28 protein-coding genes are annotated in these 26,993 nt (G+C 35.9%); 8 read left to right on the plus strand and 20 right to left on the minus strand.

The genetic code is table 11. The annotated features are described in order from the left end of the window. Positions 1–9: 9 nt before the first annotated feature. The 11 genes from BMSHG_RS03135 to BMSHG_RS03185 all read right to left on the minus strand — a co-directional run bounded on the left by BMSHG_RS03135 (position 10) and on the right by BMSHG_RS03185 (position 11,798). Positions 10–726, minus strand: coding sequence for a FadR/GntR family transcriptional regulator (locus BMSHG_RS03135; RefSeq protein WP_019152979.1), 717 nt, complete (start codon positions 724–726; stop codon positions 10–12). Between the two features lie 81 nt (positions 727–807). Continuing rightward, the gene (locus BMSHG_RS03140) at positions 808–1,224 is read right to left on the minus strand and encodes a cobalamin B12-binding domain-containing protein (protein ID WP_019152980.1); all 417 of its coding nucleotides are present in this window, start codon (positions 1,222–1,224) and stop codon (positions 808–810) included. 30 nt (positions 1,225–1,254) lie between these two features. Next, complete coding sequence (locus BMSHG_RS03145) at positions 1,255–2,898, minus strand: acyl-CoA mutase large subunit family protein (RefSeq protein ID WP_051030902.1); 1,644 nt, start codon at positions 2,896–2,898, stop codon at positions 1,255–1,257. A gap of 101 nt (positions 2,899–2,999) precedes the next feature. Continuing rightward, positions 3,000–4,319, minus strand: a complete 1,320-nt coding sequence (locus BMSHG_RS03150; RefSeq protein ID WP_019152982.1) for a TRAP transporter large permease — start codon at positions 4,317–4,319, stop codon at positions 3,000–3,002. Next, positions 4,316–4,801, minus strand: coding sequence for a TRAP transporter small permease (locus tag BMSHG_RS03155; protein WP_019152983.1), 486 nt, complete (start codon positions 4,799–4,801; stop codon positions 4,316–4,318). Before BMSHG_RS03155 ends, BMSHG_RS03150 begins: the two co-directional genes overlap by 4 nt. Positions 4,802–4,812: 11 nt before the next feature. Further along, positions 4,813–5,835, minus strand: coding sequence for a TRAP transporter substrate-binding protein (locus BMSHG_RS03160; protein WP_019152984.1), 1,023 nt, complete (start codon positions 5,833–5,835; stop codon positions 4,813–4,815). A gap of 63 nt (positions 5,836–5,898) precedes the next feature. Beyond that, positions 5,899–6,819 carry an AEC family transporter gene (locus BMSHG_RS03165; RefSeq protein ID WP_019152985.1) on the minus strand — a complete coding sequence of 307 codons (921 nt, stop codon included), beginning with the start codon at positions 6,817–6,819 and terminating at the stop codon, positions 5,899–5,901. A gap of 33 nt (positions 6,820–6,852) precedes the next feature. Continuing rightward, entirely contained in the window at positions 6,853–8,484 is a 1,632-nt protein-coding gene (locus tag BMSHG_RS25645) for an AMP-binding protein (RefSeq protein WP_019152986.1), read from the minus strand. 64 nt (positions 8,485–8,548) lie between these two features. Continuing rightward, positions 8,549–9,739 (minus strand): M24 family metallopeptidase, encoded by a 1,191-nt coding sequence (locus BMSHG_RS03175; RefSeq protein WP_019152987.1) that lies wholly within the window; start codon positions 9,737–9,739, stop codon positions 8,549–8,551. A 3-nt stretch (positions 9,740–9,742) separates the two neighbouring features. After that, positions 9,743–10,693: a methylmalonyl Co-A mutase-associated GTPase MeaB gene (gene meaB / locus BMSHG_RS03180; RefSeq protein ID WP_019152988.1), complete on the minus strand. Its 951-nt coding sequence runs from the start codon at positions 10,691–10,693 to the stop codon at positions 9,743–9,745. Positions 10,694–11,039: 346 nt separating this feature from the next. Then, positions 11,040–11,798, minus strand: coding sequence for a sigma-70 family RNA polymerase sigma factor (locus BMSHG_RS03185; protein ID WP_019152989.1), 759 nt, complete (start codon positions 11,796–11,798; stop codon positions 11,040–11,042). 245 nt (positions 11,799–12,043) lie between these two features. Here BMSHG_RS03185 and BMSHG_RS03190 point away from each other — a divergent pair, with 245 nt between their 5' ends. Further along, positions 12,044–12,283 (plus strand): glutaredoxin family protein, encoded by a 240-nt coding sequence (locus BMSHG_RS03190; protein WP_019152990.1) that lies wholly within the window; start codon positions 12,044–12,046, stop codon positions 12,281–12,283. Positions 12,284–12,773: 490 nt separating this feature from the next. Here the strand turns inward: BMSHG_RS03190 and BMSHG_RS03195 are convergent, their stop codons facing one another. Together BMSHG_RS03195 and BMSHG_RS03200 are read right to left on the minus strand one after the other, a co-directional pair. After that, complete coding sequence (locus BMSHG_RS03195; protein ID WP_019152991.1) at positions 12,774–13,007, minus strand: hypothetical protein; 234 nt, start codon at positions 13,005–13,007, stop codon at positions 12,774–12,776. 76 nt (positions 13,008–13,083) lie between these two features. Next, positions 13,084–14,298, minus strand: coding sequence for an EAL domain-containing protein (locus tag BMSHG_RS03200; protein WP_019152992.1), 1,215 nt, complete (start codon positions 14,296–14,298; stop codon positions 13,084–13,086). Positions 14,299–14,613: 315 nt separating this feature from the next. Here BMSHG_RS03200 and BMSHG_RS03205 point away from each other — a divergent pair, with 315 nt between their 5' ends. Further along, positions 14,614–15,480 (plus strand): metallophosphoesterase, encoded by an 867-nt coding sequence (locus BMSHG_RS03205; RefSeq protein ID WP_019152993.1) that lies wholly within the window; start codon positions 14,614–14,616, stop codon positions 15,478–15,480. Between the two features lie 38 nt (positions 15,481–15,518). Here BMSHG_RS03205 and BMSHG_RS03210 read toward each other — a convergent pair whose 3' ends face one another. After that, a complete protein-coding gene (locus BMSHG_RS03210; protein WP_019152994.1) occupies positions 15,519–17,639 on the minus strand; it encodes an EAL domain-containing protein in 2,121 nt (706 codons plus the stop codon). Positions 17,640–18,224: 585 nt separating this feature from the next. Here BMSHG_RS03210 and BMSHG_RS03215 point away from each other — a divergent pair. After that, the gene (locus BMSHG_RS03215; RefSeq protein ID WP_019152995.1) at positions 18,225–18,692 is read left to right on the plus strand and encodes a YkyB family protein; all 468 of its coding nucleotides are present in this window, start codon (positions 18,225–18,227) and stop codon (positions 18,690–18,692) included. A gap of 67 nt (positions 18,693–18,759) precedes the next feature. On the opposite strand, the gene BMSHG_RS03220 is transcribed toward BMSHG_RS03215, so the two are convergent. Further along, positions 18,760–19,665, minus strand: a complete 906-nt coding sequence (locus BMSHG_RS03220; RefSeq protein ID WP_019152996.1) for a chemotaxis protein — start codon at positions 19,663–19,665, stop codon at positions 18,760–18,762. Between the two features lie 247 nt (positions 19,666–19,912). Between BMSHG_RS03220 and BMSHG_RS03225 the strand changes: the two genes are divergently transcribed. Together BMSHG_RS03225 and BMSHG_RS03230 are read left to right on the plus strand one after the other, a co-directional pair. Next, positions 19,913–20,116, plus strand: a complete 204-nt coding sequence (locus BMSHG_RS03225; RefSeq protein WP_019152997.1) for a hypothetical protein — start codon at positions 19,913–19,915, stop codon at positions 20,114–20,116. A gap of 162 nt (positions 20,117–20,278) precedes the next feature. Next, complete coding sequence (locus BMSHG_RS03230) at positions 20,279–21,433, plus strand: aminotransferase A (protein WP_019152998.1); 1,155 nt, start codon at positions 20,279–20,281, stop codon at positions 21,431–21,433. A 76-nt stretch (positions 21,434–21,509) separates the two neighbouring features. Here the strand turns inward: BMSHG_RS03230 and BMSHG_RS03235 are convergent, their stop codons facing one another. From BMSHG_RS03235 to BMSHG_RS03250, 4 genes are all read right to left on the minus strand, one after another. Further along, positions 21,510–21,689 carry a hypothetical protein gene (locus tag BMSHG_RS03235; protein WP_019152999.1) on the minus strand — a complete coding sequence of 60 codons (180 nt, stop codon included), beginning with the start codon at positions 21,687–21,689 and terminating at the stop codon, positions 21,510–21,512. 86 nt (positions 21,690–21,775) lie between these two features. Next, the gene (locus BMSHG_RS03240; RefSeq protein WP_019153000.1) at positions 21,776–22,651 is read right to left on the minus strand and encodes an NAD(P)-dependent oxidoreductase; all 876 of its coding nucleotides are present in this window, start codon (positions 22,649–22,651) and stop codon (positions 21,776–21,778) included. A 172-nt stretch (positions 22,652–22,823) separates the two neighbouring features. After that, a complete protein-coding gene (gene ptsP, locus BMSHG_RS03245) occupies positions 22,824–24,542 on the minus strand; it encodes a phosphoenolpyruvate--protein phosphotransferase (protein ID WP_019153001.1) in 1,719 nt (572 codons plus the stop codon). Next, positions 24,542–24,808, minus strand: coding sequence for a phosphocarrier protein HPr (locus tag BMSHG_RS03250; RefSeq protein WP_019153002.1), 267 nt, complete (start codon positions 24,806–24,808; stop codon positions 24,542–24,544). The genes ptsP and BMSHG_RS03250 overlap by 1 nt, the downstream gene beginning before the upstream one ends. A gap of 326 nt (positions 24,809–25,134) precedes the next feature. Between BMSHG_RS03250 and BMSHG_RS03255 the strand changes: the two genes are divergently transcribed. Both BMSHG_RS03255 and BMSHG_RS03260 read left to right on the plus strand, forming a co-directional pair. Beyond that, positions 25,135–25,518, plus strand: a complete 384-nt coding sequence (locus tag BMSHG_RS03255) for a hypothetical protein (protein ID WP_019153003.1) — start codon at positions 25,135–25,137, stop codon at positions 25,516–25,518. A 183-nt stretch (positions 25,519–25,701) separates the two neighbouring features. Continuing rightward, positions 25,702–25,890, plus strand: coding sequence for a YkvS family protein (locus BMSHG_RS03260; RefSeq protein WP_019153004.1), 189 nt, complete (start codon positions 25,702–25,704; stop codon positions 25,888–25,890). A gap of 215 nt (positions 25,891–26,105) precedes the next feature. Here the strand turns inward: BMSHG_RS03260 and BMSHG_RS28970 are convergent, their stop codons facing one another. After that, a complete protein-coding gene (locus tag BMSHG_RS28970; protein ID WP_019153005.1) occupies positions 26,106–26,222 on the minus strand; it encodes a DUF6254 family protein in 117 nt (38 codons plus the stop codon). Between the two features lie 142 nt (positions 26,223–26,364). Between BMSHG_RS28970 and BMSHG_RS03270 the strand changes: the two genes are divergently transcribed. Next, on the plus strand, positions 26,365–26,982 hold the full coding sequence (locus BMSHG_RS03270) for a CPBP family intramembrane glutamic endopeptidase (protein ID WP_019153006.1): 618 nt from the start codon (positions 26,365–26,367) through the stop codon (positions 26,980–26,982). Positions 26,983–26,993: the final 11 nt, after the last annotated feature.

Genomic DNA, 26,993 nt, shown 5'->3' on the forward strand with positions numbered 1-26,993 from the left:
CCCCTTTAATTATTCGTCAGATTCCCTCCCATGAAACTCTAGGCGTGATTTCTCCAAATGGGAAGCAATTAACTTTTCTCCTTCTTCAGAATTTTTAGTTTTTATAGCACGAAAAATCTCCCAATGTTCTGTTTGAAATCTTTTTAAAATATCGGGTGTTGTTGAGTACCTTCTCCTCGTTGCTATGATTTGCTCACCTAGTAAATCTGATATCACCTCTGTCAATAAGAGGAGCATTTTGTTCTTTGAAGCTAATACAATAGAGCGGTGAAATAAGAAATCCAACTTCGAATTTTCCTCCTCATGATCAGAGATATAATTTTTGTCTAATTGCTCCAAAATGGCTTCAATATTCTTTAAGTCTTCATCGTTTCTTCTTATCGCAGCAAGTCTAACAGCCGCCATTTCAAGAATGACCCTTGCTTCAAACAATTCAAATGTATCTAGTCCTCTTGAAATCGCAACGAGAGACATAATATTCTTCAGGTTCTCTGGATCCGCTTTCTTAATAACAGTCCCTTCCCCCGATTTGCTTTCAACGATTCCAATCATACTAAGGATTTTTAAAGCTTCCCTAAGGGATGAACGACTTATGCCCATGGAATCAGAGAGCTCAATTTCATTTGGAAGCTTTTGTCCAACCCTAAGTTTGTTCGTAATAAGTAAAGATTTTATTTGTTCCAAAACTTCCTCAAACTTCTTTTTCTTTTTAATTGTTTTAAACATCTGAACACCTTCATTTTTTGGATAGTATTAAAGTCAGATTGTCTGACTTTTAAAAATAGCGGGAAAAGGATATTCCCGTCTCTATAAAGTAACATTATTCCTTTTTGACTCAACTAGCTTCAATACCTTTTCAGTAATTTCTTCTAACGATGTATCAGGACCAAATAGATCATTTACACCCATTTGCTTTAGGGCAATAATTTCATCTGGAAGAATCGTCCCTCCGCCGATCAGAATTTTGTCTTCAATGCCTTTTTCTTTCATAAGTTTAATAATTTCTGGAAAAACTTTCATATGTGCACCTGATAGAAGACTGATTCCTATGACGTCTACATCCTCTTGAAGCGCTGTAACAACAATTTGTTCTGGCGTTTGCCTTAATCCTCCATATATGACTTCCATCCCAGCATCCATCAATGTTCTCGCAATTACCTTCGCCCCTCGGTCGTGTCCATCAAGCCCTGCTTTTGCAATTAGCACCTTTGTCCTCAATTCCAATCCGTTCTCCCTCCTATAACTATTAGAATTCTAAAATACCCCTGGATCGATGTATTCACCAAACACGTCTTTCAGAACTGCAATGATTTCTCCTTCTGTAGCATATACTTCAGCCGCTTCGATGAATAATGGCATTAATGGCTCCTTGGAAGATGCTGCTTGCCGGATTTTTTTTAGGATATGTTCGACTTTTTCGTTATTTCTCCGGTTTTTTAGTTGCGTTAGTTTTTCAATTTGCCTTTGCTCTGCTGCTGGATCAACCTTCATCAATTTTATATTTAATTCCTCATTTTCAATTTTGTATTTATTCACGCCAACGACAGTTCGTTTACCACTTGTTTTTTCTTTTTCAAGTTTGTACGAGGACTTTGCAATTTCTTGCTCAAAATACCCTTGTTCCACACATTTTACATACCCATCCCGTTTATCTATTTCATCAAAGTAGTTCCAAATTTTTCGTTCAATTTCATTTGTTAGTGATTCAACAAAATAGGAGCCTCCAATTGGATCGATCGTATTCGTCACGCCACTCTCTTCAGCAATAATCTGCTGAGTTCTTAACGCAATTTGCATCGCTTCTTCCGAAGGTACAGCAAGCGCCTCATCCATTCCATTTGTATGAAGAGACTGCGCTCCACCTAATACAGCTGCTAAAGCTTCTAATGTTGTACGAATGATATTGTTGAGTGGCTGCTTTGCAGTTAATGAAGAACCAGCCGTCTGACAGTGAAAGCGTAGACGTAAAGATTCTGGCTTTTTCGCACCATATTTTTCTTTCATTATTTTTGCCCAAACTCTTCTTGCTGCTCGGAATTTCGCTAATTCCTCAAAAAAGTCAATTTGAGATATATAGAAAAATGAAAGTCTTGGAGCAAAATCATCTACTTTTAAACCGGCTTCTAAAGCGGTGTCAATATATGTCATTGCCGCAGCTAAAGAGAAAGCAACTTCCTGAATCGCATTTCCCCCAGCATCACGAATATGATATCCACAAACATTAATTGGGTTCCAACGCGGGACATGATTAGAAGTAAAACTTATGACATCGCTTGAAAGCTGGAGCGCTGCATCAGGAGGAAAGACATACGTTTTTTGAGCAATATATTCCTTCAGTAAATCAAACTGCAATGTTCCAGCAAGCTTTTTCCAATCCGCTCCTCTTTTTTTGGCTAATGCCAAATACATAGCAAATAATATCGGGGCAGGAAAGTTAATTGTCATCGAGGTACTGACATTTTCAATATCAATCCCTTTAAACAGTTCTTCCATATCTTCAAGGGAGTCAATGGCAACCCCAACCATCCCTACTTCACCAATTGCTAACGGATCATCTGAACTTAAACCGATTAATGTCGGATGATCAAAATCTACACTTAATCCCGTTTGACCTTGCTCTGTCAGAAAGCGAAATCTCTCGTTTGTATCTGAAGGAGTACCAAAACCTGCAATTTGTCGATGTGTCCAAACTCTACCTCGATACATCGTTGGATATACTCCTCTTGTATACGGATAAGAACCTGGGAATCCTAAATCTTCATTGTAATGTAAATCCTTTACGTCTAAAGGTGTATATAATCTTTTAACTGGGATACCTGACAAGGTTTGGAACTCTTCTTTTATTTCCGCCTTTTTTTGCAGAAATGGTGCTAGTACTTCTTGCTCCCATTCTTCCATATTCGTTTTTATCGCATCAGAACGCTCACTTTTTCGCTCCTCTTTTAAATCCTTCACTCATTTTCCCCTCCAGTCTCTTAATTTCCCAATCATTCTTTCATTTAGTTCTTCAATAAATTAGGGAGAAATAAAGTTATTTCCGGAATATAAGTAACCAACAATAATACAACGATTGAGATTAATAAATAGGGCAATAAAGGTTTCGTTGTCTTCATAACCGAAACATTGGCGATTTTAGATGCCATCAGGAGATTTAATGCCATTGGTGGAGTAATTAAACCAATACATAAATTAGTTGTTTGAATAATCCCAAAATGCACCAAATCAATTCCCATCATTTGTACTAACGGTAAAAAAATAGGTGTTGTTATAATAATCGCTGTAATGGTTTCCATAAATGTGCCTAAAATAAGATAGATTATATTAAGAAGTAGTAATATAACAAATGTATTATTTGTCCACGATAGAATTGTTTCAGCTAAAAATGATGGGAGTCGTTCGACCGTTATAATGTAACCGAACACCCCTGCTAAACTGACCATAATTAAAATTACCGCACTCGTAATAGCAGATCGACCTGCTATTTGTAGAAGCTTCTTCCCAGTAATACTCTTATAATAAAAGAAAGCTGCCAAGATTCCATAAGCTACCGCAATGGCTCCTGATTCTGTTGGAGTAAACACACCTGAGTATATTCCACCCAATATAATTAGTGGCATTAATATCGCAGGTATCGCTGGAAGAATGAAGGAACGTGTAGGTCTATTAACTTCCTTGGCAGATGCACTTTCTACTTCTCCTTCGTCCAACCCATTGATATTCTCATTGATTTTATATTTTCTAATCATAAAATGATTAACGGTCATAAATCCTATTGCCATTAGCAATCCGGGAATAATTCCACCTAGGAATAGCATGGATACAGACACCTCTGCATTCAAGCCATATACAATCAAAGGTACACTAGGTGGGATCAATATTCCTAAAAATCCAGATGCCGCAGCTATTGCCACAGCAAAGCTACGATCATAACCCTTTTTCACCATTTCCGGAATCATTACACCACCGATTGCTGCAACAGTTGCAGCGGAGGAACCTGAAATAGCGCCAAAGAAAGTACTGGCAATAACCGTTAAATGGCTTAATGATCCCTTTATCTTTCTTGTAAAAATAGATAAAAAGTTTACTAGATGGTTAGAAATTTTGGCCTCCTTCATAATATCGCCAGCAAAAATAAAGAAGGGGATTGCCATTAAAGCAAATGAGTCGACTGCACCAAAACTTCTCGTAATAAGAACGCTACTATTATCAGCTAAAGCTACAAAAATATAGATTAATGAGGAGAACCCAAAACTATATGCAACTGGTACTCCTATAAGAACCAAAATGAAAAAGAATAGAAGTATAAGTAGTGCACTCACAATGTTCCTCCTTCTTTATTTAATTGTTTTGATTTGAATACAAGATAAAAAACATAAATCCCATTCAAAATCATTAGCAAACTCCCAATAAATAGTGCTGACATTGGCCAGACCATCGATATTTGTAATGCCGGGGTTACTTGCCCTGACTGCACTAATTGTGAGAGAACTTGATACGAAATATATCCGAATACAGAACCGAACAAAATGATAACAAAATGACGTGTTAAATCTACATACCGAAATATTGAACCCCCAAGAATGTGATCAAATATTTCTACATTTAAGTGTGCTTTCTGCTTTATTGCAACAGCAGAGCCTATATACACGGTAAAAACCATTAAATATCGAATTACCTCTTCAAGCCATGGAAAAGACATTTCCAGTACATATCTTGTTATAACCTGAGATAAGGCCATCAATGTCATAATGAGCAGAAATGCACCACAAATTCCTTCTAAATATGAATTCAGTCTGTTCATAGTTTTACACCCTATTCTCTATATTCAAGCATATCGTCAATTAGTTCTTGACCTAATTCTGGTGCTAACGCATCATACGTACCTTGAGCACTTTCTTGGAACCCTTTAATCGCTTCTTCACTCAATTCACTTACTTCGATTCCTGCTGCCTTCATTTCTTCACCTAGCTGTTTCGCTGTATCGCGACTGTATTGCCTTTGTTCAAGAGCCAAATCTACTGCCGTTTCTTCTAAAATTATTCTTAAGTCTTCAGGTAGTTTATTCCATGTACTTTCACTGATCATCACCGCTAAAGGAGCGTAAATATGGTTTGTAAAGGTAAAATACGGTTGGACTTCATGTAATTTTGAGCCATATGTTAAAAGGGTACCGTTATCCTGTGCATCAATTGTTCCTTGTTGTAATGCTGTATAAACTTCACTAAAAGCCATAGGAGTTGGTATTGCTCCTACTCTTTCGAACCAGTCTAACGATGGCTTGTTCTCGACAACCCTTATCTTAATTCCTTTTAAATCATCCACAGTTTCAATTGGACGTTTTGAATTGGACATAGCTCTCCAATCATTTTCCCAAAAAGATAATGCTAACATTTGCTTTTGGGAAATTGCTTCTTTCATCTTGTCTCCAATAGGACCATCCAAAATTTCATCCACTTTTGCATTATCAGTTGGAAAGATATATGGTAAATCCCATACTTGAAGTTCTGGGACAAAATTCCCCATCGCAATCGTACTAATTAAACCCATTTCAAGTGTTCCTTGCTGAATAGCTTCTGTCATTTCTCGATCTGCCCCTAACTGACTAGCAGGATAGGTTTCAACTTTTATTCTTCCTTCAGATTTTTTCTCTACTTCTTCTGCAAATAGACGTGCATACTTTTCCCATGGGTGCTCCGCATCTGCAGGACCAACATGACCAAGTTTAAGGGTGAATTGCTCATCTTTTCCTCCAGTTTGACCACTAGAAGAGTTAGAACTACAGGCAGTCAGAAACATACTGAAAATTAGAATAGACAACAATAGTATTTTTTTCATAACCAATCTCCTCTTTTTTTATATTTTGTCTTTCGTTTCCTTCCACTTTGAATGTAAGAGAACCTACATGTAAATGTCTAAAAGATATAATAATGCTGTAATGGAAATAACACTTACAAGAGTATTAATGAATGTTGCATTGGCAACTAACCCAGGCTTTGCTTTATATTCTTCGGCTATCATCGTCATCAAGACGGCTGTAGGCATTGCATTCTGTAAAATCAAAACCTTTGCTGTTAACGGATCGAAGGAACCAAAAGCTAATATCCCAATGGTTATGACCGGTCCACCAATTAAACGGATTCCTGTTATTAAAGCGATGCTACTGATGAATTTTCCTTTTGAGTTTGTTGACTCATTTTGTACTTTCGTTCTAGAAAGTTGAATCCCTAAAATGAGTAATACAACTGGTACCATGGCATCGCCCATTAGTTTAATAGGATCGTAGATAAAATCTGGGATTGAGATTTGAAATACGAGAACGATAATCGCTAATAAAGTAGCGTAAGTAGTGGGTAACCTTAAGATGTTCTTAACACCTTTTACCCAGCTATCTCCTTCCAATGATGCAAAATACACCCCCAATGAATACATCAAGATAAAATTAAGCACAACAATAATGACACCTATCGAAAAAGCTTCATCACCATATGCAAACATCAGAATGGGCAATCCAAAATTTCCGGTATTAGGGAATACGGTCGAAAGTAATGCAGGATTTAATATCCCTTTATTTCCAGTAATCTTCATAATAAATACCGTTATAACTGCGATGATAATCGTAAAAATCACAATAACTAATACTACTTTCATGATGCTTGTGGCCGAGAGATTACTTCTGACCAGAAAACTAAAAATTAAAGCAGGACTTAATACGATCATCGAAAATTTAGAGATAGGTGAATAATCTACTTTCACAAATCTCCCAAATAAATAACCTGCCCCCAATATAATCAATACGGGTACAATAACATTAATAATCAAGTGAACACCTTCTAATAGAAAGCTTTTTTATAGCTATTTTTTTAATTTCAAACTATGTTTTTCTCGGTCCCATGTTGTACTAGAATGCCCTTTATCCCTCAATACTCCTTTTTTTAATTTCTCATTTGGGGTCTTGGGAAGACTCTCTACAAACTCTATAAATCTAGGAACTGCAAAGTATGGCATATTTTTTTCACAATAAGAATATAACTCCTCATGGGTTAATTCCTTGTCAAATTGTAAAACAACAAAGACCTTTACTTCGTCTTCTGCACCTGCGCCATATTCTGATTTCACGGCAATAGCAGCGCTTTCTTTTACTTTTGGATGAGAATTGATGACGCTTTCAATTGTTTGCGAAGAGATATTTTCCCCACGTCTTCTTATGGCATCCTTTAAACGATCGACAAAATATAAATATCCTTCATCATCGATCCTTCCTAAGTCACCAGTATGAAACCATAAATTTCGCCATGCCTCAATCGTCTTTTCCGCTACATTGTGATATCCTTTCATCATAATTCCAGGGTATTTGGGTCTAACAACAATCTCCCCAATTTCACCGGGATGTACCCGTTCATCCGTTTCAGGATTAAAAACGGCTACTTCATACCAATCAAGAGGTCGACCGGCAGAACCAAGTTTAAGTGGTTCTTCTGCTCTCCGATAAGTAAACACGGAGGTTTCCGTCATCCCATACCCTTCGACACACTTCACCGCAAATCTGTTTTCAAAATCCTCCCCTATATCCTTAGGGGTAGGTAGTGCAAATACAATTCTTAATGGATTAATATGATCATTTTCTTGAACAGGTTGCCGATAAATGAATTCACACATAACACCTAAAGTATTCGTTACGGTGGCACCAACTTCCCGGACCTGTTTTAACCATTTCGAAGCGCTGAAAGATGACCAAATACTAACTCTAGCCCCTACAATCAACGCAGGTAACACTTGCATAAACTGAGCATTGGCATGAAAAAGTGGAAGGCAAACATAGTACACATCGTTACTATTTAGTTGACCAATATCAATAATTGCTTGTGCAAATACACCTTCAAGTCCGTATGGCATAATTACACCCTTAGACAAACCAGTTGTTCCAGATGTATACATAATCGCACCAGTATCAAAATATTTCATTCGTTGCGGTTGTTTAATTGGTTCTGAATCTGCTAACGTTTCCCATTGGATGAGTTCCCATTCCGGATTCATATTGAATTCAGGAAAGGCCCCAACAACTATGATTTTTTTTACATACTTTAATTGATCAGCCACTTCATAAAATCTCGGTAAAAATTGTTCATGGATGATCGCAACTTTTGCCTGACAATCATTTGCTTCATGTATAAGAAAATTCCCTTTATAGTGGACATTAATGGGTACCTCAATTGCCCCAAGAAAATTAATGCTGAACCAACTATAAAGGATCTCTAAACAGTTCGGCAGCATAATTAATACCTTTTCCTGTTTCTCAACACCGATTTCTTTAAGTCCTCCTGAAACTCTCAAAGTTTGTTGATAGAGTTCTTTGTAAGTAATAGGGGTATCATTTTCCCATTGTAATGCTTGCGAATTTGGACTTTCTCTCGCTCTCTTTGATAACACATTGGATATGATCCATGAATCTTTAACATGATTAAAATCAACATTTTTAAGAGTCATATTCTCCCCCCCAATAATCCATATAAACGAGTCGATATTGCAGCAGAATACAATGATCTAAAAGTTAGTCATGATAAAAAAGGTCATGTTCAAGCGAACCTAATACTTCATGCCCAGAGCTTGTAAGTAAAATATCATCTTCTACCATTACTGAGCCAAACCCCGGAATCATAAACTTTGGTTCAAGTGTAATGACAGCGCCTTCTGGTAACGGCTCTTGAAAACCTAATCCTAGAACTGGGTCTTCATCGAGTTCTAAACCTATGGCATGGCCAATATAGCTGCCACGATTATTTCCAACTCCCATAAAATGATCGAGGTATCCCTTTTGTTCTGCCAATTTTTCAGCATGTAGAAATAGCTCTTCCCCGGTAACCCCTGGTCTAACTTTCTCTATAACTGATAAATGTAATTCCACCAAGTGATTCCATAAATCTTTCTGCCGCTCATTAGGCTTTCCTAAACAATATGTTCTTGCCATATCAGCGTGATATCCTTCTTTACAAATTCCATAATCTACAACAATAAGATCGCCTTTTTGGATATTTCTTGAAGAAGCTCCCCAAGGCAATGTTTCACTTAATCCCACACCCGTAACAGTCATGGCATGGCCTGATACTTCCCATGCATTTGGACCAGAAGTAACAATCCCTCCTCCGGGTAAAACCGCATCCCATCTGCGAAACCATACTAATCCATCTCCTCCATTACTCCGAGCTGCATATTCCATACTTGCAGAAAGTTCATATTCCGTTACACCCGCTCTTAGTGAATGTAATATAGCCTGATGGCCTTTTTTCCAAAGTTCAATAGACTGTTTGATTGCTTCAACTTCAATTTTTTCTTTCACTAAGCGCTGTTTTTTTATATGCTTTGAAACATTAACTAACTTGAAATCAATCAAGTTTTTCCTCACACTTAAGCCAATATTCGTAGGCAATACATCATCTTGAACTCCGATTGTACTTCCTGTTTGAGGAGATATCCCTAATTCCGCCAACGCTTGAAGCATCTCTTTGAAGCTATTAGCTGGAATCAATTGCTTAATCCATGTTGCTTCCTTTGCCATTTCATGAGCTCTTCTAGTAAATAGAACCGGATTGCCGTCAGCAGGTACCCATAGATTAGATGGTTGGGCTGTTCCAGTATAGTAATATAGATCCCTTGAGTACATGATGAGTGCTGCTGTTATATCACTTTTTCTTAACCTTTCTTGAAGTTTTCGTACTCTTTCTTGAAAATGATTATTTTCCATTTTTCATCTCAACTCCTCCTGAAAATATAATTGGTAAATCTGTTCAACTGCTTCGCTAAGTTGGATCTCACCACTAAAAACTGTCTTTGCTGTATCATGAGCCTTGCCATTTTCAAATAAGCTGCTTAAATCTTTTAATAATTTCAAAGTTAATTTTTCTTTTATTTCGTTTTCTAATGTTTCAATTCTCTTACTATACAATTTTTCTTGTTGTTGTAAGAATTTCCAATGGTTTTCGCATTCCGCTACAAGGTCATTTATTCCATCGCCTCTTGTTGCAATCGTTTTCATTACTTTTGGCACCCAATAAGCATTTTGTTTCGTAAAATGCAAAGTAGATGTTAGTTGTCTAACTGTATGATCAGCTTCTGGTCGGTCAGCCATATTCACGATAAAAATGTCCCCAACCTCCATTACTCCTGCCTTAAAAGCTTGCATCGTATCACCTAAACCTGGAGCGGCAGTCACAATCACCGTATCTGCAATACCCACTATATCAAGTTCAATTTGCCCAACTCCGACAGTCTCAATGAGGACAACGTCATGACCCGTGGCTTGTAGTAAGAATGCTGCTTTTCTAACGCCACTCGCTAATCCACCTTGAACATTTCTAGTGGCCATACTCCTTATAAACACTTTTGGATCAGTACTATGTCTTTGCATTCTAATTCGATCGCCTAAAATCGCTCCCTTTGAAAATACACTGGATGGGTCTACACAAATCACGCCAACCGACATATCATTTTTTCGGTAATGGTTAATCATTTGGTCGACTATTGTGCTCTTTCCAGATCCTGGTGGACCCGTAATTCCGATAACTTGTGTAAATGCTTTTACTTTTAATAAATATTGTAAAAGTTCTTCAGAAAGCGGAGTGTTATTTTCTATCTCTGTTAATGCCTTTGCAATAGACAATATGTCGCCTCTACTGATATTTTCAAAAGATAAGCGCACTAAGATACCTCCTTAAAAATGTCTAATGGTCAGACAAATAATCTAGAAAATTTAATTAAAAAATTTGAAAATCTCGCCATAGTAATTGTTGAAGACTTTTATACCTAGTTTGAAAATATCGAAACTAATAAACCCCATGCATGTATCGCGTTTTCATGAAAGTAGAATACATATTGAATGTTAGTGTGAATGAGAGTTGTGTTTAATTGAAGTTCTATCGGTGAAGTGAACAGTTAATAAATCAATGTGTTCAAGATTATTAGCCCTTTCATAAAGAACTAACTAGAAAGTTAGATTGTCAGACAATATAAAGTTTTTTTATAAATTTTAGCAAGGATTTATTATTTTAACTCTTTTCATAATCCCTAATCTTTTTGAATGCGCTTTCAATATATTTATGAACCATTGAGTTCGCGCACTCTAGTTTCCTTGCAATTTCTGTCTTACTATAACCTAGAAAAAAATACATAAAGATCGCATCTTTTTGTTTTTCGTTTAAAAGTCTCATATAATTTTCTATGACCAGTTTATTTACTACCGCCTTTTCAATATTTGAATAGGCATCTGAAACAAAGGCATCATTGTTGATATTGAAACGATATGAACCTGCATCAAGAAAGATGCTAACTACTTGTTGCATCCCATATACTAAGTCAAATGCATCGCCTCGTGAAATTTTAAACTCGGTCATCGTATCCTCAATCGTTGGATCCTTTTGCTTTTCTTCTCGAAATTTATCATAGAACAATAAGTACTTTGGATAGAGCGCTCTTATTCTTTGACTAATCGTCATAGAATTGGAGTTATTTGAACGTGAAAATTCTCTAATTTCGCCCTGAATACTTAAAAACAAATAGCGTACATATTCATTTGGTGATTTCTCTAAATTTAGTTTTTTTATGCCTTTATATAAACCAATTAGGCACGCTTGGTGAAGGTCATCCCATTCAACCTTATGTTGTTGCATAAATCGTGCTGGGTTTTTCGTATATGCCTTAATCACATATTTGATAAACTTATCCACTTCCTCATGAGCCATTAACTCATTCATGTAGAGTTCATCATGTCTAGCTTTTAAGAGTAGCCCCTTATCCCTTAGAATCAAAATACCCCCCTCTTTCTTAATCCCTTTGCTTAATAATATATTTTCGGATTGTGTAAAAGTCAATATATTTTAAATATTATTTTTTATCAGTTTATTAAACATATATTCAAATTAGTATTGAAAACAAAAAAAATTTGTACTAAAAATATTATTTTTCAAAAACATAATTGTTGAAGCTAAATACTGTTCGTTCAATATGAAATCGCCTATACTTTATTTAATAAGATGAATCGGAGGAGAAAATTTTGTCGAACATCACCATCTACACTCAACCAGATTGTCCACCATGTGAGATTGCCAAGCTATTTTTAAATGAATATGGCTTCACATATGAGCTCAAGGACATTAAAAAAGATAATAAAGCTCGTAATGAGCTTATAAATAAGTATCAATCCTATTCGACACCAACCTTTGTCATTAACGGCGAAACCGTCATAACAGGATTTGAAATTGAAAAACTAAAAGAGGCATTGAACATTGAATAAATAAGAAAGAGGCTGCGTCAAAAAGCCGGTGGTAACGACTTTTTGATTCTAGTTTGGAGTGTATTTATTCCCTCGCAGTAGGAGGAGCGGTATGAAAATATAACATAACAGGAAAAATTCCGCTTAATGAGCAACCAGCATGAAATAGAGCCGAAATAACAGGAAAAATTCCTGCTATTCCTTCAAAAAACGCCAAAATAAACGATTTTGCCTTCCATAAGCGGAAAATCTTCCGTTATTTCCCCTAAAAAGGGAGTCCATTGAGGAAATAACAGGAAAAATTCCGCTTAAGGGTAAGAGATGTTGAAGCAAAATAGGGTCTTTTTAGACAAAGCGAAAATCGATTGGATTCTTGAAGGCTAATTGGCGTTTCCCTCGATTTTTTTGTACGAGGAAAATCGAATACAAAATAGAGAAAGGTGAATTTGAGTACCCTCAGGATTCACCTTTCTCATGATTTGAAGCTAGTTATGTCCCAGCCTCTTCATCTTCACCAATATATAGCTGTAAAGACAATTAACAAAAGAACTAATAAAGCAAATGCGAGATACGTAATAAAAACTGGATTACGTTGATAAATACCTTCCTGCACTCTTCCAGGAATGGCTGTATCAAGTTCGCCCTTGAGCTTCTTTTGTGTTTTTGTCACAGCAAGTGTATACCCTAAGCCAAATAGAACGATTGCCACTGCAATGATAGTTAAAATAAGCATATAGGTTGTCAATATTCTCACCCTTAAAGAATGTATTACTTTTAATATTCTCTACAGGCTGTATTATATTCGAGTTCATCTTACCAATTTACAACAATTCTAGATTGTCTAAAATGAATTCATAGGAAATATCTATAAATAAGAATTGTTTATCTTTTAAAGGATAAGAATAGGTCCGCACGCTTTCTCCTGTCTCAATATCACTGTACAAATCAGATAAAATCCCTTTCTTTTCTTTTGTCATTTTAAGAATATTTTCAAGAAAATAAGGTCTCCAGCTCCAATTTTTATGTAGATACTCCTGTTGCACGAGCCATTCACTATGACTTTTAAAAAGATTTGGGGATAATTGGAAACCGTTTTCGTCACAAATGTACAACCGAAAGGCGACATTCTCCATTTCTTTTCCTATTGCCTTCAATAATTCCTCATAATTCTCTATTTTACGATATTTTTGCAGCAGCTCAGATACAATTGTTTGGAATCCTTGGGTTTGTTCAAAAAGTGCCTCTAATTTTTTCTTTTCACTATCAATAAATTGCTGACATTCGTTTTTTAATTTCTCCTTTAAAATATCACTTTCCACAAATTCAGCATTCGGTTTTTGCAAATAAAAGCCTTGATAATATCTGCCACCGTTTTTCCAAGCATACTGCAGTTGGTACACCATTTCGATATTTTCAAATAAAAGTGTCGCACCAATTTTCCTTGCCAATAAGGAATAGGAATAAATAATATCCTGAAAACTAGGAGCAAGCCTTGTTGATCTTAACGCTTGTAGATCGACCTTTAATATATTGGGTGAAATAAGCCCGATTAAATCGATTTGGTGGCTATTATCCCCAAGCTTATCAAAGGCGATCTTAATTCCGTATGTTTTAAAGTAATTGATTAAATGCCCTATTCTTTCTGCATCATCTAAATGCTTATGAAAAGAAATTTCAATTACGATTCTCTCTATGCTGATCCCCTTCTTATCAAATTCAAGAAGAAGCTTAAGTAACTCTTCCTCTTCATCATATAATAGTAAATCAGCATCGCGATTTACAAAGAGCATGATCTCTTCATCAAGTGCTATTGATTGTTCAAGGGCTTTTCTTAAGACAGTATTATCAAGCTCCAGACGGTATTCCTCTGGAATGCTTTCATCTAGAAAAAATGGACCAAGACTAACATGTTCATCATCCGTTTTAAATCTCCCCAAAATTTCATAACCAATTACACGATGTTCATCAGCACTGAATATCGGTTGGAAGAATGGAACTACATTTTCTAAATTTGTTAAGATATCCAATGCATCCATTTACATCCCTCCTTACAAAATAAACTGTCACCTTAGAGAAAATTATATCATGTTCCCACATAAGTGAATATTTCTGTTTTCATTATCTCAAACAACCTATCCTTCTTTTTCATCCTTTTTTTTGTTAATATTAAGTGTACAGTAAATCATTTCACACCTTTAGGTACTATAAATCACGCTTCTATCATATGATTTAGGACAAACTTTTCATTCAAAAAAACTGTTGATAGATTAAGATATTGCTTCACTACCTTTCGAAAAGGTGAAGCCAAGTTGTGATGAACTCGGAATTTTCAAAGTTAGGTTGGTTTAACTATGTCCAAAAAAGTTTCAAGAAGGTCTTTTATCAAACGATTTCTAGGTACTGTTCTAACAGCAATAGGGTTATCAGCAGGTGGTTATGCGTATGCTGGAAAAATTGAACCCAACCTACTAAAAATTAATAAGTATCGAATTCCACATCCCGATTTTCCAGCGGGATTCAAGAGCTTAAAAATTGTACAATTTAGCGATACTCATTTAGGTTTTCAATACACATTGCAACAACTTCAAGAATTAATAGTCGAAATTAATAATCAGAAACCAGATATCCTTTTTTTCACTGGTGATTTACTAGACGAGCCCAATAAATATGGAGAGTTTGAACGAACGATTTCGATTTTAAAGGAGTTAGAAGCCCCGCTTGGAAAGTATGCTGTTTATGGAAATCATGATCATGGGGGATATGGTACAGATATTTATAAGAATATTATGGAAGAATCAGGATTTATCGTTATGTTAAATGAATCGATAAAAATAAGCAATGACGAAGATGCCATCTATTTACTCGGGATTGATGATGCCATGCTTGGCAGACCTGATATTCGTGAAGCGATCTCAAATGTACCTGATAATGCCTACAAAATCCTTCTATCTCATGCTCCTGATCTCGCAGATAGTGCTTCCAATTTTAATATTCAACTACAGCTAAGCGGTCATAGTCATGGCGGACAAATTCAAATTCCTTTTCTTGGTGCGTTAGTAAAACCTCCATATGGGGAAAAATACTATGAAGGATTTTACACAATTGGAGAACCATTTCCACTCACACTATATGTGAATAGAGGTTTAGGAACGACAAGACTTCCATTCAGGTTTCTTTCACCCCCTGAATTAACCGTTTTTACTCTTACTAGGGAGTAATGATAAAGGACACTCATCATATCCGAGTGTCCTTTTTCTTAATGAATGAAAATTTCCTCATTGCTATTAAATATATTGAATTCCACATCCTGAGCACTTATTGGTCGGGAGAATAAATATCCCTGGCCTTTATGGCATTTTGCTCTCATGAGAAAATCAGCTTGCTCTTTTTCTTCGATTCCCTCAGCCACTACTTCGATTCCGAGACTGTTTGCTAAATGGATTATGGTTGTCGTAATCGCTGCATCTTTTTCGCTATTAATGACATCTCGAACGAACGATTGATCAATTTTTAGGACATCAATGGGGAATTGCTTAATGTAATTCAAGGACGAATAGCCTGTCCCAAAATCATCAATCGATATCGTTACCCCAAGTTCTTTGAGACTTTTGAGAATCGGCGATGTTTCTGCCGTATCTTGCATAGCCCCTTCAGTAATTTCGATCTCTAAAAGGGATGGTTTAATGTCATATTTACGAATTGACCCTTGTATCGTCTCAACCAGTTTAGGCTGTAAAAACTGTTTAGGTGAAATGTTTATTGCAATCTTTATCCCGCTTTTTCCTAACTCTGACCATGCTTTAATTTGCTTACAAGCTGTATCGATGACCCAATTTCCAATTGGAATGATGAGACCAGTATCTTCTGCCAATGGAATAAAATCGGCTGGTGAAATCATTCCTAGTTCTTTACTATCCCAACGTATCAAAGCTTCAAAGCTCTTCACTTTCCCCGTTGAAAGATTGACCTGTGGTTGGTAGTACAGGATAAATTCATCACGAGCTAATGCCTTTCTTAAATGAGTCTCTAAAGAAACGATATGTGTTCCAGCTGAATTCATTTCTGTTCGATAAAACTGGAAATGAGCCTTTCCCCTTTCCTTAACACGAAAGAGTGCTTCATCGGCATTTTTTATAATCGTTTCCGCATCTTTCCCATCATGTGGATACATGCTTATCCCGATACTAGGTGAGATAAAATATTCTTGATAGTGTAGATAAAAGGACTTCGTAAAAAGGGAAAGAATTTTTTGAGCTAATAAAGTGGCCTCTTTTCTCGAGCCCTCAAACAGTATACTAAATTCATCTCCACCTAGGCGGAATACCTTTATATTCTCTTTGTTAAATTCACTGAGTCGTTCAGCTACTTGAATTAAAATTTGGTCTCCGGCAAGATGACCTAATGTGTCATTTAAGTACTTAAAACGGTCCAAATCAATCGAAAGTAAAGCAAACGTTCCTGTATTTTTATTTTCCTTAATCAGACATTCTAAATCATTTAATAATGCTCGTCGATTATAAAGACCCGTTAGATGGTCATGGAACGCCATATATTTAATGGTTTCCGCATTTTGTGCTTGCTCAGAGATATCTCTTGTAATCACATAAACACCATTAATTTTTGAATTAATTACAATCGGAATCGTTTTAAGATGAGTCGTTATACTATACCCTTTCGAATGAATCAAGCGACAATCTAAAGATTCTAAAGCAGCCCCAGAAGCTACTGTTTGCTGAAATAATTCAGTGAATTTCTTAACATCTCCCTCAGGAATTAAATCAAAAAAAGACCGTTGAGTCATTTGTTTCTCAGCATAGCCAGACAATTTTTGACCTGATGGGTTGACTTCTAAAATTTTCCCCTCTAATGATACTGTGAATACTCCATCTAATGTATGATCTACAATAGAACGATATTTTTGCTCTGCTTTAATTAAACGATTTCGTTCTTCCACTAATTCTGTAACATCTCTTGTTACAGCAACAATGTATTTAATCTTATCATTCTCATCTCGAACTGGTGTTAATAACGATTCTGTATAACCCATTCTCCCGTTAGGAAACATGATTTGGTCAGAGTAGGTAACCGATTCATTCTCAAAGTATACACGTTCATAAGCCTTCTTAATTTCTATGTAACGCTCAAACGGAAGGACATCCTCCATTGATTTTCCAATCGGATCTCCAATTATCCCTGCGTACTGTAGTCCCATCTCATTAACAAATAAATAATGAAACTCGGGACCCTCTTCTATCTTCATCACAAAAACCATATGTTTCACATAGTTGAAAATTAAATTATAGATCATTGATTCTACTGTACTATCATCAGGTATTAAGATCACATTTTCCTTTGAATTCCTACGAACTGGCCCCACCTTACCAACCTCATTCCATTGAAAAGGTTTTTATATTCTTGAAGTATCTCTTTTCTATTTCAAGTAAAAAACCTTGTTGTCTCTATCTATCATTTTTTCTGAATTAATGCATTAGTATAATATATTATAGCATTTTTTAATTGTTTGAATCAATTTCAATATTAAGTTAAAAACATAGAAAAACGAACAATTCACCATTTAAATGGGGATCTTTTGCTAGAAAAATCGAAAAATATAAATTATATTTAGAAAATTATTCGCTTCTGAATAGATTTCATGTTTTTCTTTTATCAAAGCTCTTTTCGCAAACATTATGGCTTTTGGATAGCAAAAGAGAAACATAATGCCTGATTTAGGGAGAGAAAAGTGACGTCTCACACTTCATGTATAGTACTATAACCGTGATATACAGGGGAAAACCGGCTTCTGTTTTTTTACAAATAACCACAATCTATCAATAAGTCATGAGATCTCTAGTTAGTTTTTCCAATATGAGAAGAATATATCAAACAGCATTTCCTTTTTTATGAAAAAAAGGGTATACTAATACAAGAAGAAAAATTAATTTTGAAAGGAGCAAGTATTTTGAATCGGGATAGGAATTATTCTCCTCAATTGGACCCAACGATTGATAACCTCTCACAAGCAATCTTCACCGTAAACCGTCATGCTAAAACTGCTCCAAATCCAAAGTATCTTTATAAGTTAAAGCATGAAGCATTAAAAAAATTGTTAAAGGAAGGTAAAGCGAAAAAAATGGGTCTTCACTTTTCTAACAATCCAAAATATAGTCAACAGCAGTCTGATGTATTAGTTGTCTGCGGCAAATATTCTTTCCACTTGCCTCCTTCAAAGAGCGATTTCACTCATTTACCTCATTTAGGAAAATTGGATAATAATGTCCGTAATCCAAGAGCACATCTTTCATTATCTGATGCGAAAAAATTGCTCTCACTATATACAGGATTAAAAGAAGATAATATCCAATTTAATCAAAAAAAGAAAAAGTATGAAAAACCAGTTTTTAAAAGACTCGGGGAAAATTACTTTTAAGTACTATTAAAACCTCAAATAAAGATGATAAAACGATCCCATTGTAGAGATCGTTTTTTTATATACATTATAGGATAAGCTCATCGATGAGCAGTACTAATTCAGCAATTTCCGGTTTGCTCACCTGTCCGTTGGCTCCCACCATTTGACCCTTATGTCTGAGATCTTCAGTGATTAATGATGAAAAAATGATGACTGGCAACTTAGAAAGCTGCGCATGTTCTTTTATTCTTTTGGTTAGATGATGACCGTCCATTTGCGGCATCTCAATGTCTGTGATTACTAATTGAACGGCCTCAGTCACATTTCTACCAGAGTCTAAAAGTGATTCTAAATAATTCAAGGCATCTCGACCATTTTCAAAGAATTCTACCTGTTGAAATCCCGCTTCAGAAAGGGTATCACTTAAAAGCTTTCGCAAAAGTGGTGAATCTTCTGCAACGAGTAATCTTTTTGTGGAACGCTCTCTTTCGCCTAATTTTTTGATTTGCTGGACATTAATTCCCGACTCAGGATTAATTTCTACAACAATCTTTTCAAAGTCTAATAATAAAACCATGTCACCATGTAGTTTAACTACCCCAATCACTTGACTATCTGCCCCTTGATACATTTCAGACGGCTTTTCAATTTGGTCCCATGAGATTCGATGAATTTGTGTCACTGTATGGACATGAAAGACCACTTTTTGCTTATTGAACTCGGCCACGATAAATTTATCTTGAACAGGGTTAGTTGATTTTGGAAAACCTAGAGCTGTTGCTACATCTACTACAGGTAGAACCTCTCCTCTTAATTCGATAATTCCTTCTACAGTTGGGTGAGCATGTGGAATTTGTGTAATCGCAACAGGATTTATAATTTCTTTCACTTTTATCACATTGATTCCAAATTTATTATTACCGATTGTAAATTCAACTATTTCTAATTCGTTCGTTCCACTTTCAAGTAATATCCCTTTGTTTGTATCCATTCTAGTTCTTCCTTCCTGTTTCATAAGTAACATATATGTATTACTATACCACGAAAAGAATAAAGAACTAATTCCATTTTTTAAGTAATTCGTAAAAATCGTGTTCTTTTTTTAGGCACAGCATCAAAAGAAAGATCATTATTGAGCATTATGTGAACATTTTAACGAACTTATAGACTTTTCTGGCGTTGAGGAATACAATTCAGGTGAACAAAAAAGTAAAGGAATAAAAGAGGTGCTATTGTAATTGAAGGGTACAGCCATTCTTTATAAAAAAGACCAGTCTCTTACCGTAATTGAAAATATCGATCACACGGTTTTTAATGAAATTCAGAAACAATGTGGGTGTGAGCAGTGTACATGTAAATATGATAACAAAGTTGTCAATTTCGGCAATGTTTCTCCAGTATTTTGGCATGAAGAAGAAATTGATTGGGATTACGGATATTAATCATTGAATATTTGATCTTTTCACCTCCCCCTGCATAATAGCAGAGGGAGGTTTTTTATTATTAGTATGTTCAGCCCATCATTTCTGAGCTTAATCTTACTCTTTGATTACAAAATGTAGCTCATTTTGCTAAAATAGAGATCATATTGGAGGTTGAAAATATTGGAACATTTAATTAATGATAAAGTTAAAAATATTGAAATATCGGGGATCCGAAAGTTTTTCAATTTGGTTGCCGGAACGAAGGATATGATTTCTTTAACAATTGGACAACCCGACTTTCCGACACCAGCGCATGTGAAAGAAGCTGGAAAAAAAGCAATTGAGCAAAACTTTACTTCCTATACCCATAATGCAGGAACGTTAGAGCTTAGACAAGCCGCTGCACAATTTGTTTACGAAAAATATCAGCTACAATACAATCCTGAAACCGAGGTGATTACAACGGTTGGAGCGAGTGAAGCGATCGATATAGCCTTGCGAACCATACTAGAGGAAGAGTGTGAGGTGATCTTGCCCGGACCAGTATATCCTGGATATGAGCCAATCATTCGCTTATGTGGTTCAAAGCCCGTATATGCTGATACGACTAATAATCAATTTCGCTTAACTGCTGAGATCATCGAACCATACATAACAGAAAAAACTCGGTGTATCGTTCTTCCTTATCCATCAAACCCAACGGGGTCAAGTTTAACTAAGGAAGAGATTATCGATATTGCCGCTCTTTTAAAGGATAAAGAGATATTTATTTTAGCAGATGAAATTTATAGTGAGCTTGTGTATGAGAGAGAGCATTTTTCAATTGGTACGGTGCTCAAAGAGAAGTCAATTATTATTAACGGTTTATCTAAGTCCCACTCCATGACAGGTTGGAGAATTGGCTTTATATTCGCTCCTGAACATATTGCAAAACATATTCTTAAAGTACATCAATATAATGTTTCATGTGCCACTTCTATTTCGCAAATTGCAGCAATTGAGGCATTAACAGTTGGGAAAGATGATGCACATGTAATGAAGGAAGAGTATTTAAAAAGAAGAGATTATATGTATGTACGACTTCAAAAGATGAATCTAGATGTGGTCAAACCAGATGGAGCTTTTTACTTCTTTGTCAAATTACCATCTCCCTATTCAAGTTCTTTTGATTTCGCCCTTTCACTTGTTGAAAAAGTTGGTGTTGCGGTTGTCCCAGGTAGTGCCTTTTCACCATTGGGAGAAGGCTTTGTCCGTTTGTCCTTCGCCTACTCAATGGAAACGATTGAAGAAGCAATGGATCGTATGGAACGATTTTTCAAGAAGGAAGAGATGTAAATGAAGATGAAAAGGTATCGAGTATATCCGCTCGATACCTTTAATACTATATTCGCAGGAAACTCCTAACACTTTCTTATTGACCTTTATACTTGCCGTTATTCTTGCCAGCTTTTTCTTTCTTCGCTTTATCCTTATGGATTTTGTTTGCATCAGTACTACCCATTTCATGAGCAAACTCTTCGTTTAATACAGCTGAATCAAAACCCTTTTTATTCTTTTGCTCGGCATCATTCTTTTTGTTTTTCTTTGCCATCCATAGTACCCCCTATCATAGTTGATGGTAAACCACTCATAGTTTAATCTAGAAGGGATAATCTATGTATTTTCATTTAAAATGGACTACTGCCAATATTTATATAACGCTTGTGTTCCACTATTTTCTTCACCACGTTCAGCTAATTCTTTGTACATAGACAAGGCTAGAGCGAGTCCAGGTGCCTCCATCCCCATATTTTCTGCTTCCTCAAGGGCAATCGACATATCTTTAATGATATGTTTAATGTAAAAGCCTGGTTCAAAATTTCCTTCAATCATTTTAGGAGCTAAATTAGAAAGTGACCAACTTCCTGCTGCTCCTGAGGAAATACTCTTTAAAACCGTTTCAGGATCTAGTCCAGACTTGACGGCATAAGCCATTGCCTCACTGACTCCGATCATCCCAGATGCGATGACAATTTGATTGCACATCTTCGTATGCTGTCCGGAACCAGCTTTACCTTGATAAACAATATTTGTTCCAAGTATATTAAAAATCGGTAAAACCTTCTCAAAGTCTTCTTCGTCTCCACCAACCATGATGGAGAGCTTGCCATCCCTTGCACCAATGTCGCCACCGGAAACAGGTGCGTCAAGCGCATGCATTCCTTTTTTCTTCGCTTCTTCATAGATTTCTGCTGCAAGACTAGGTGTTGAAGTAGTCATGTCAACTAAATATGTATCTTTGTTTCCATTCGGTATAACTCCATTCTCTCCTAAGTACACTTCACGAACATCTGTTGGATACCCGACAATGGTGATGATCACATTCGCCTTCTGAGCAACTTCTTTACTTGTATCTGCCCATTCTGCTCCTTCTTCAAGCAAACTTTTGGCCTTTTCTTTTGTTCTCGTGTAAACAATAACTGGATACCCTGCTTTTAAAAGATTTGTTGCCATGCTTTTTCCCATAACACCAATACCAATAAATCCAATTACCGCATTATCTTTTGTTAGCATTCAAAATCCCCTCCCTATTTTTCTTATTATTTTACCATTTAATAGAAGAGCACGGGAGTATTTAAAGAAGAAAAAAAGTCGACTGGCTAAATACCAATCGACTTTAAAAAGGGAGAAAATAGGTTTACCAAGTGCCTTGTTCACCTATACCCTCGTTTTAATTCAGTTAAACCTAGTTCTTTCTTGTTGCTGCTGTTACCATTTCAATGACTTCTTCAGTCGTTGATTTCTGTAAAGCTTCTGCAGCTAATTTCTCCATTTCAGTTTTGCTTAAACGAAGAATTTGAGAGCGAGCTTTTAAAATTGAAGTCGCACTCATGGAGAATTCATCTAAACCAAGACCTAACAGAAGTGGAATCGCAGTTTCGTCTCCAGCCATTTCCCCACACATACCTGTCCATTTTCCTTCTTTATGTGAAGCGTCTATGACCATTTTTACTAATCGTAAAATCGATGGGCTATATGGTTGATACAGATAGGAAACTCTCTCGTTCATGCGATCTGCAGCCATCGTATATTGAATGAGATCATTCGTACCGATGCTAAAGAAATCAACTTCTTTTGCAAACTGGTCAGCAAGAACAGCAGTGGAAGGAATTTCAACCATAATTCCCACTTCTATTTTATCTGAAACAGCAACGCCTTCACTTTGAAGTTTCGCTTTTTCTTCCTCAAGCATAGCCTTAGCTTGTCTGAATTCATCTAAAGTGGCAATCATCGGGAACATGATCTTCAGATTTCCGTACGTACTAGCTCTCAATAATGCTCTTAATTGCGTTTTAAAAATCTCTTTCTCTTCTAAGCATAAACGAATAGCACGGAAACCGAGGAAAGGATTCATTTCCTTCGGTAACTTTAAGTATGGTAATTCTTTATCTCCACCGATATCTAACGTACGAACGACAACTGGCTTTGTGTCTAAACCTTCAAGAACAGCTTTGTAAGATTCAAATTGCTCATCTTCTGTAGGAAGTTCATCTCTTCCCATGTAAAGGAATTCTGTTCTATATAGGCCTACCCCTTCACCACCGTTGTTGAGCACACCTTCGAGATCGTTAGGCGTTCCGATGTTAGCCACTAATTCGACTTGATGTCCATCAGCTGAGTAAGTATGTTCATTTTTCAACTTCGCCCACTCTGCTTTTTGTGCTTCAAAGTCTTCATTTGCTTTTTTATACTGTTCCACTAGCTCAGGTGTAGGGTTAATATGAACTTGACCATTTAACCCATCTACGATAACTAAATCTCCATTCTCAATATCCTTCGTTGCGGTCTTTGTACCAACAACAGCTGGAATCTCTAATGAACGTGCCATAATCGCAGAATGGGATGTTCTACCGCCAATATCTGTTGTAAAACCTTTAACAAATTGACGATTTAATTGAGCCGTGTCTGAAGGTGTTAAATCCTCTGCCACCACTACAACTTCTTCTGAAATCATGCTCGGATTAACAATTTTCACCCCAAGTAAATGGGAAAGAACACGCTTTGTGACATCACGTATATCAGCTGCTCTTTCTCTCATATATTCGTTATCCATTGATTCAAACATGGAAACAAACATATCAGCTGTCTCTTTTAAAGCAAACTCTGCATTTACTTTGTCAGATTTCACCTTATCCTTAATAGGATTTAGTAATTCTGGATCGCTCAGAACAAGAAGGTGAGCTTCAAAGATCGCTGCCTTATCTTCACCTAAATTTTCTTTCGCATTATTGCGAATCTCTTCTAATTCTTTTTTCGATTGGGCAATCGCAGCCTCAAAACGTTCAACCTCTGAATCAACCTGGTCAATCGTCTTCTTTTCAAATGTTAAATCAGGCTCAACTAAACGATAAGCCTTTGCAATTGCAATTCCACTTGATGCAGCAATACCATGTAAAAAGCTCATTATGCAGTTAACCCTTCTTTTTTCATAAGTTCTTCAAGGCTTTGGATGGCATTTTCTTCATCTCCACCTTCTGCGCTGATCGTAATTTCAGCTCCTTGACCAATTCCTAAAGACATAACACCCATGATCGACTTTAAGTTTACTTTTTTGCCTTTATATTCAAGTTGAATATCAGATTCAAATTTGCTTGCAGTCTGTACAAGTACTGTAGCTGGACGTGCGTGGATTCCTGTTTCAGCGATTACCTTAAATTGTTTTTCTACCATAATTCATCAAACCCCTTATCAATTTTAATAATGTTACATGTTTACTTTATAGTTTATATTACCATTTTTATAAAAGGTTTTACTACCTCCATTATTGTTTTACAAATAAACATGTTTCATGTACCTTCATGGAGCTTTTCTGTTTATTCGACAAAAAAAGCACCCAGTGAAAGAATATCAAAAACGAGACTATTATACAAAAATATCGCATTGATAAATGTGACAAATTTGTGAACAACGATACAAAAATTCACTATTTTTGCATTGATTTGTCCATAAATTATCTGTATGATGCAATTAATATATCAATAAAGGGAGCGCTTAGTATGCTTTACAGGAGAGATGAGTCCTTTCGTTTTACTTTTGGTAATCCGATTGAGGCAACCTTCAAAATTCTGAAAGTAAATCAAATTAGTGGAGGGTCAAAAGAAGGTCGGGCCCTACTAATGGATTTAAGCCCCAACGGTTTAAGAATATCTTCCCCCTTAGATCTACCGATTAATGAAAAGAACCTATTATTAGAAATATCATTCGTGTTAAATAAACAAATCATCTCCATTATTGCTGAACCAAAGTGGAAGAAACGAACATCAGCTCAATCTTTTTCCTATAGGCTTGTCGGTTTAGATGATGAGGAAACAATGAAAATAATTGTTAGTGAGTTAAAAGCGTTTTCAAAAAAAAATCACTATAATGACGATCATAGTTAAGTTCAATATATTGATATAACGTTACATATGACTACTTATTAAGTGGTTGAATTTTCTTTCAATTAATACAAAAAACAGATTCTCTATGGGATTTTTACATCTTTTTCTTTACGAATGATAGAATTTAGTGCAAACTGTTACTTATAATCATTCGACATTTGGGAGAAAAAGGAGAGAGGACAGTTGAAAAAAGCAGAAGTTGGGAATATCATAGAATTTCGAGACGGCCTACAGGGCGTTGTTGAAAAAGTAAACGAAAACTCTGTTATCGTGGACTTAACCTATATGGATAATTATCGCGACCTCGAACTGGAACAAAGAACCGTTGTCAATCATAAGAATTATAAAGTAATTAAGGAATCTATTTTGTAATAGCATAAGAATCTTTTCGCAAAATATGTTGTTTTGAAATATCAAGTTTTATACTACACAAATAAAAGATTAAAGTAGCGAAAAGTGCTATGCAAAAAAATGTGTGAATATGGCTTAAGATTTTTTTCATGGAAATTTTACGTAAACAGTATAGGATAAACACAAAACCCTAATGGTTTCACTGCCATAGGGTTTTTGTTTGCAATTAAAAGCGATCATTTTGAATTCTTTTCATCTGCTAATTCTTTAAATGTTTTGACTTTTCCATGTGGATGCTGGTCGCTTTTCCTCACATTCCATGCTCTCTCTTTCTCTTTTTTCGATTTAGTCAAATAATTGTCCTCCTTTCAGTTAAGCTTTATAATGAACTAATAGATTTACTTCTATTCAAATCACACACTTAAATTCGCTCTTGGAATACTTACTTAAATGTAACTATATATAGTTTGATCGGATAGAAAGGAGCGCTTTTGCATGACTATACCAAATTGGGTTAAAGATCATAGACTAATTCTTGGTTTTTTTCTTGCGCATCTTTTGATATTTTTCACCTTCCAAGATAAGAATATATTTTGGTATATTTTCACCGCAACGATGCTTTTTTTAATAAGCTACTCCATTATGCATGAAGAAATTGAAGACCAAGTTCCATTATTTACATACTTATCTCTCGGTAGTTTATCTGGGGTTATTCTTTTTGCTTGTTTTTTGTTAGGAAGTCTTCTTATCGATCTAGTTAATCTTCCTTTCGCAAAAGAAATCTCAAGGCTATATAATCGCCTATCCCCTACCGTTCTCTGGCATTATATTGTATTAATGCTCGTCATCATCCCCGGTGAAGAAATATTTTGGAGAGGTTTCATCCAAAAAAGAATCCAAAAGGCAGCAAATGTCACAACAGCGGTAATAGCTTCATCACTTTTGTATGCATCCGTTCATTTCTATTCTGGTTCATTTATGCTCCCATTTGCAGCACTTATCACTGGAGTATTTTGGGGATACTTATATGCATGGAAAAAAAGTTTACCACTGGTCATCGTTTCTCATCTCATTTTTGACTTATTTTTATTTGTGATATATCCACTAAATTAAAAAAGAGATCT

Origin of the sequence: Robertmurraya massiliosenegalensis JC6, from assembly GCF_000311725.1 — a bacterium.
Taxonomy (GTDB): domain Bacteria; phylum Bacillota; class Bacilli; order Bacillales; family Cytobacillaceae; genus Robertmurraya; species Robertmurraya massiliosenegalensis.

Excerpts from the sequence above, each read along its gene's own strand:
- BMSHG_RS03135 (WP_019152979.1), bottom strand. The coding sequence starts at position 726 with ATGTTTAAAACAATTAAAAAGAAAAAGAAGTTTGAGGAAGTTTTGGAA.
- BMSHG_RS03145 (WP_051030902.1), bottom strand. The coding sequence starts at position 2,898 with ATGGAAGAATGGGAGCAAGAAGTACTAGCACCATTTCTGCAAAAAAAG.
- BMSHG_RS03155 (WP_019152983.1), bottom strand. The coding sequence starts at position 4,801 with ATGAACAGACTGAATTCATATTTAGAAGGAATTTGTGGTGCATTTCTG.
- BMSHG_RS03160 (WP_019152984.1), bottom strand. The coding sequence starts at position 5,835 with ATGAAAAAAATACTATTGTTGTCTATTCTAATTTTCAGTATGTTTCTG.
- BMSHG_RS25645 (WP_019152986.1), bottom strand. The coding sequence starts at position 8,484 with ATGACTCTTAAAAATGTTGATTTTAATCATGTTAAAGATTCATGGATC.
- BMSHG_RS03175 (WP_019152987.1), bottom strand. The coding sequence starts at position 9,739 with ATGGAAAATAATCATTTTCAAGAAAGAGTACGAAAACTTCAAGAAAGG.
- BMSHG_RS03200 (WP_019152992.1), bottom strand. The coding sequence starts at position 14,298 with ATGGATGCATTGGATATCTTAACAAATTTAGAAAATGTAGTTCCATTC.
- BMSHG_RS03205 (WP_019152993.1), top strand. The coding sequence starts at position 14,614 with ATGTCCAAAAAAGTTTCAAGAAGGTCTTTTATCAAACGATTTCTAGGT.
- BMSHG_RS03220 (WP_019152996.1), bottom strand. The coding sequence starts at position 19,665 with ATGGATACAAACAAAGGGATATTACTTGAAAGTGGAACGAACGAATTA.
- BMSHG_RS03235 (WP_019152999.1), bottom strand. The coding sequence starts at position 21,689 with ATGGCAAAGAAAAACAAAAAGAATGATGCCGAGCAAAAGAATAAAAAG.
- BMSHG_RS03240 (WP_019153000.1), bottom strand. The coding sequence starts at position 22,651 with ATGCTAACAAAAGATAATGCGGTAATTGGATTTATTGGTATTGGTGTT.
- ptsP (WP_019153001.1), bottom strand. The coding sequence starts at position 24,542 with ATGAGCTTTTTACATGGTATTGCTGCATCAAGTGGAATTGCAATTGCA.
- BMSHG_RS03250 (WP_019153002.1), bottom strand. The coding sequence starts at position 24,808 with ATGGTAGAAAAACAATTTAAGGTAATCGCTGAAACAGGAATCCACGCA.
- BMSHG_RS03255 (WP_019153003.1), top strand. The coding sequence starts at position 25,135 with ATGCTTTACAGGAGAGATGAGTCCTTTCGTTTTACTTTTGGTAATCCG.
- BMSHG_RS03270 (WP_019153006.1), top strand. The coding sequence starts at position 26,365 with ATGACTATACCAAATTGGGTTAAAGATCATAGACTAATTCTTGGTTTT.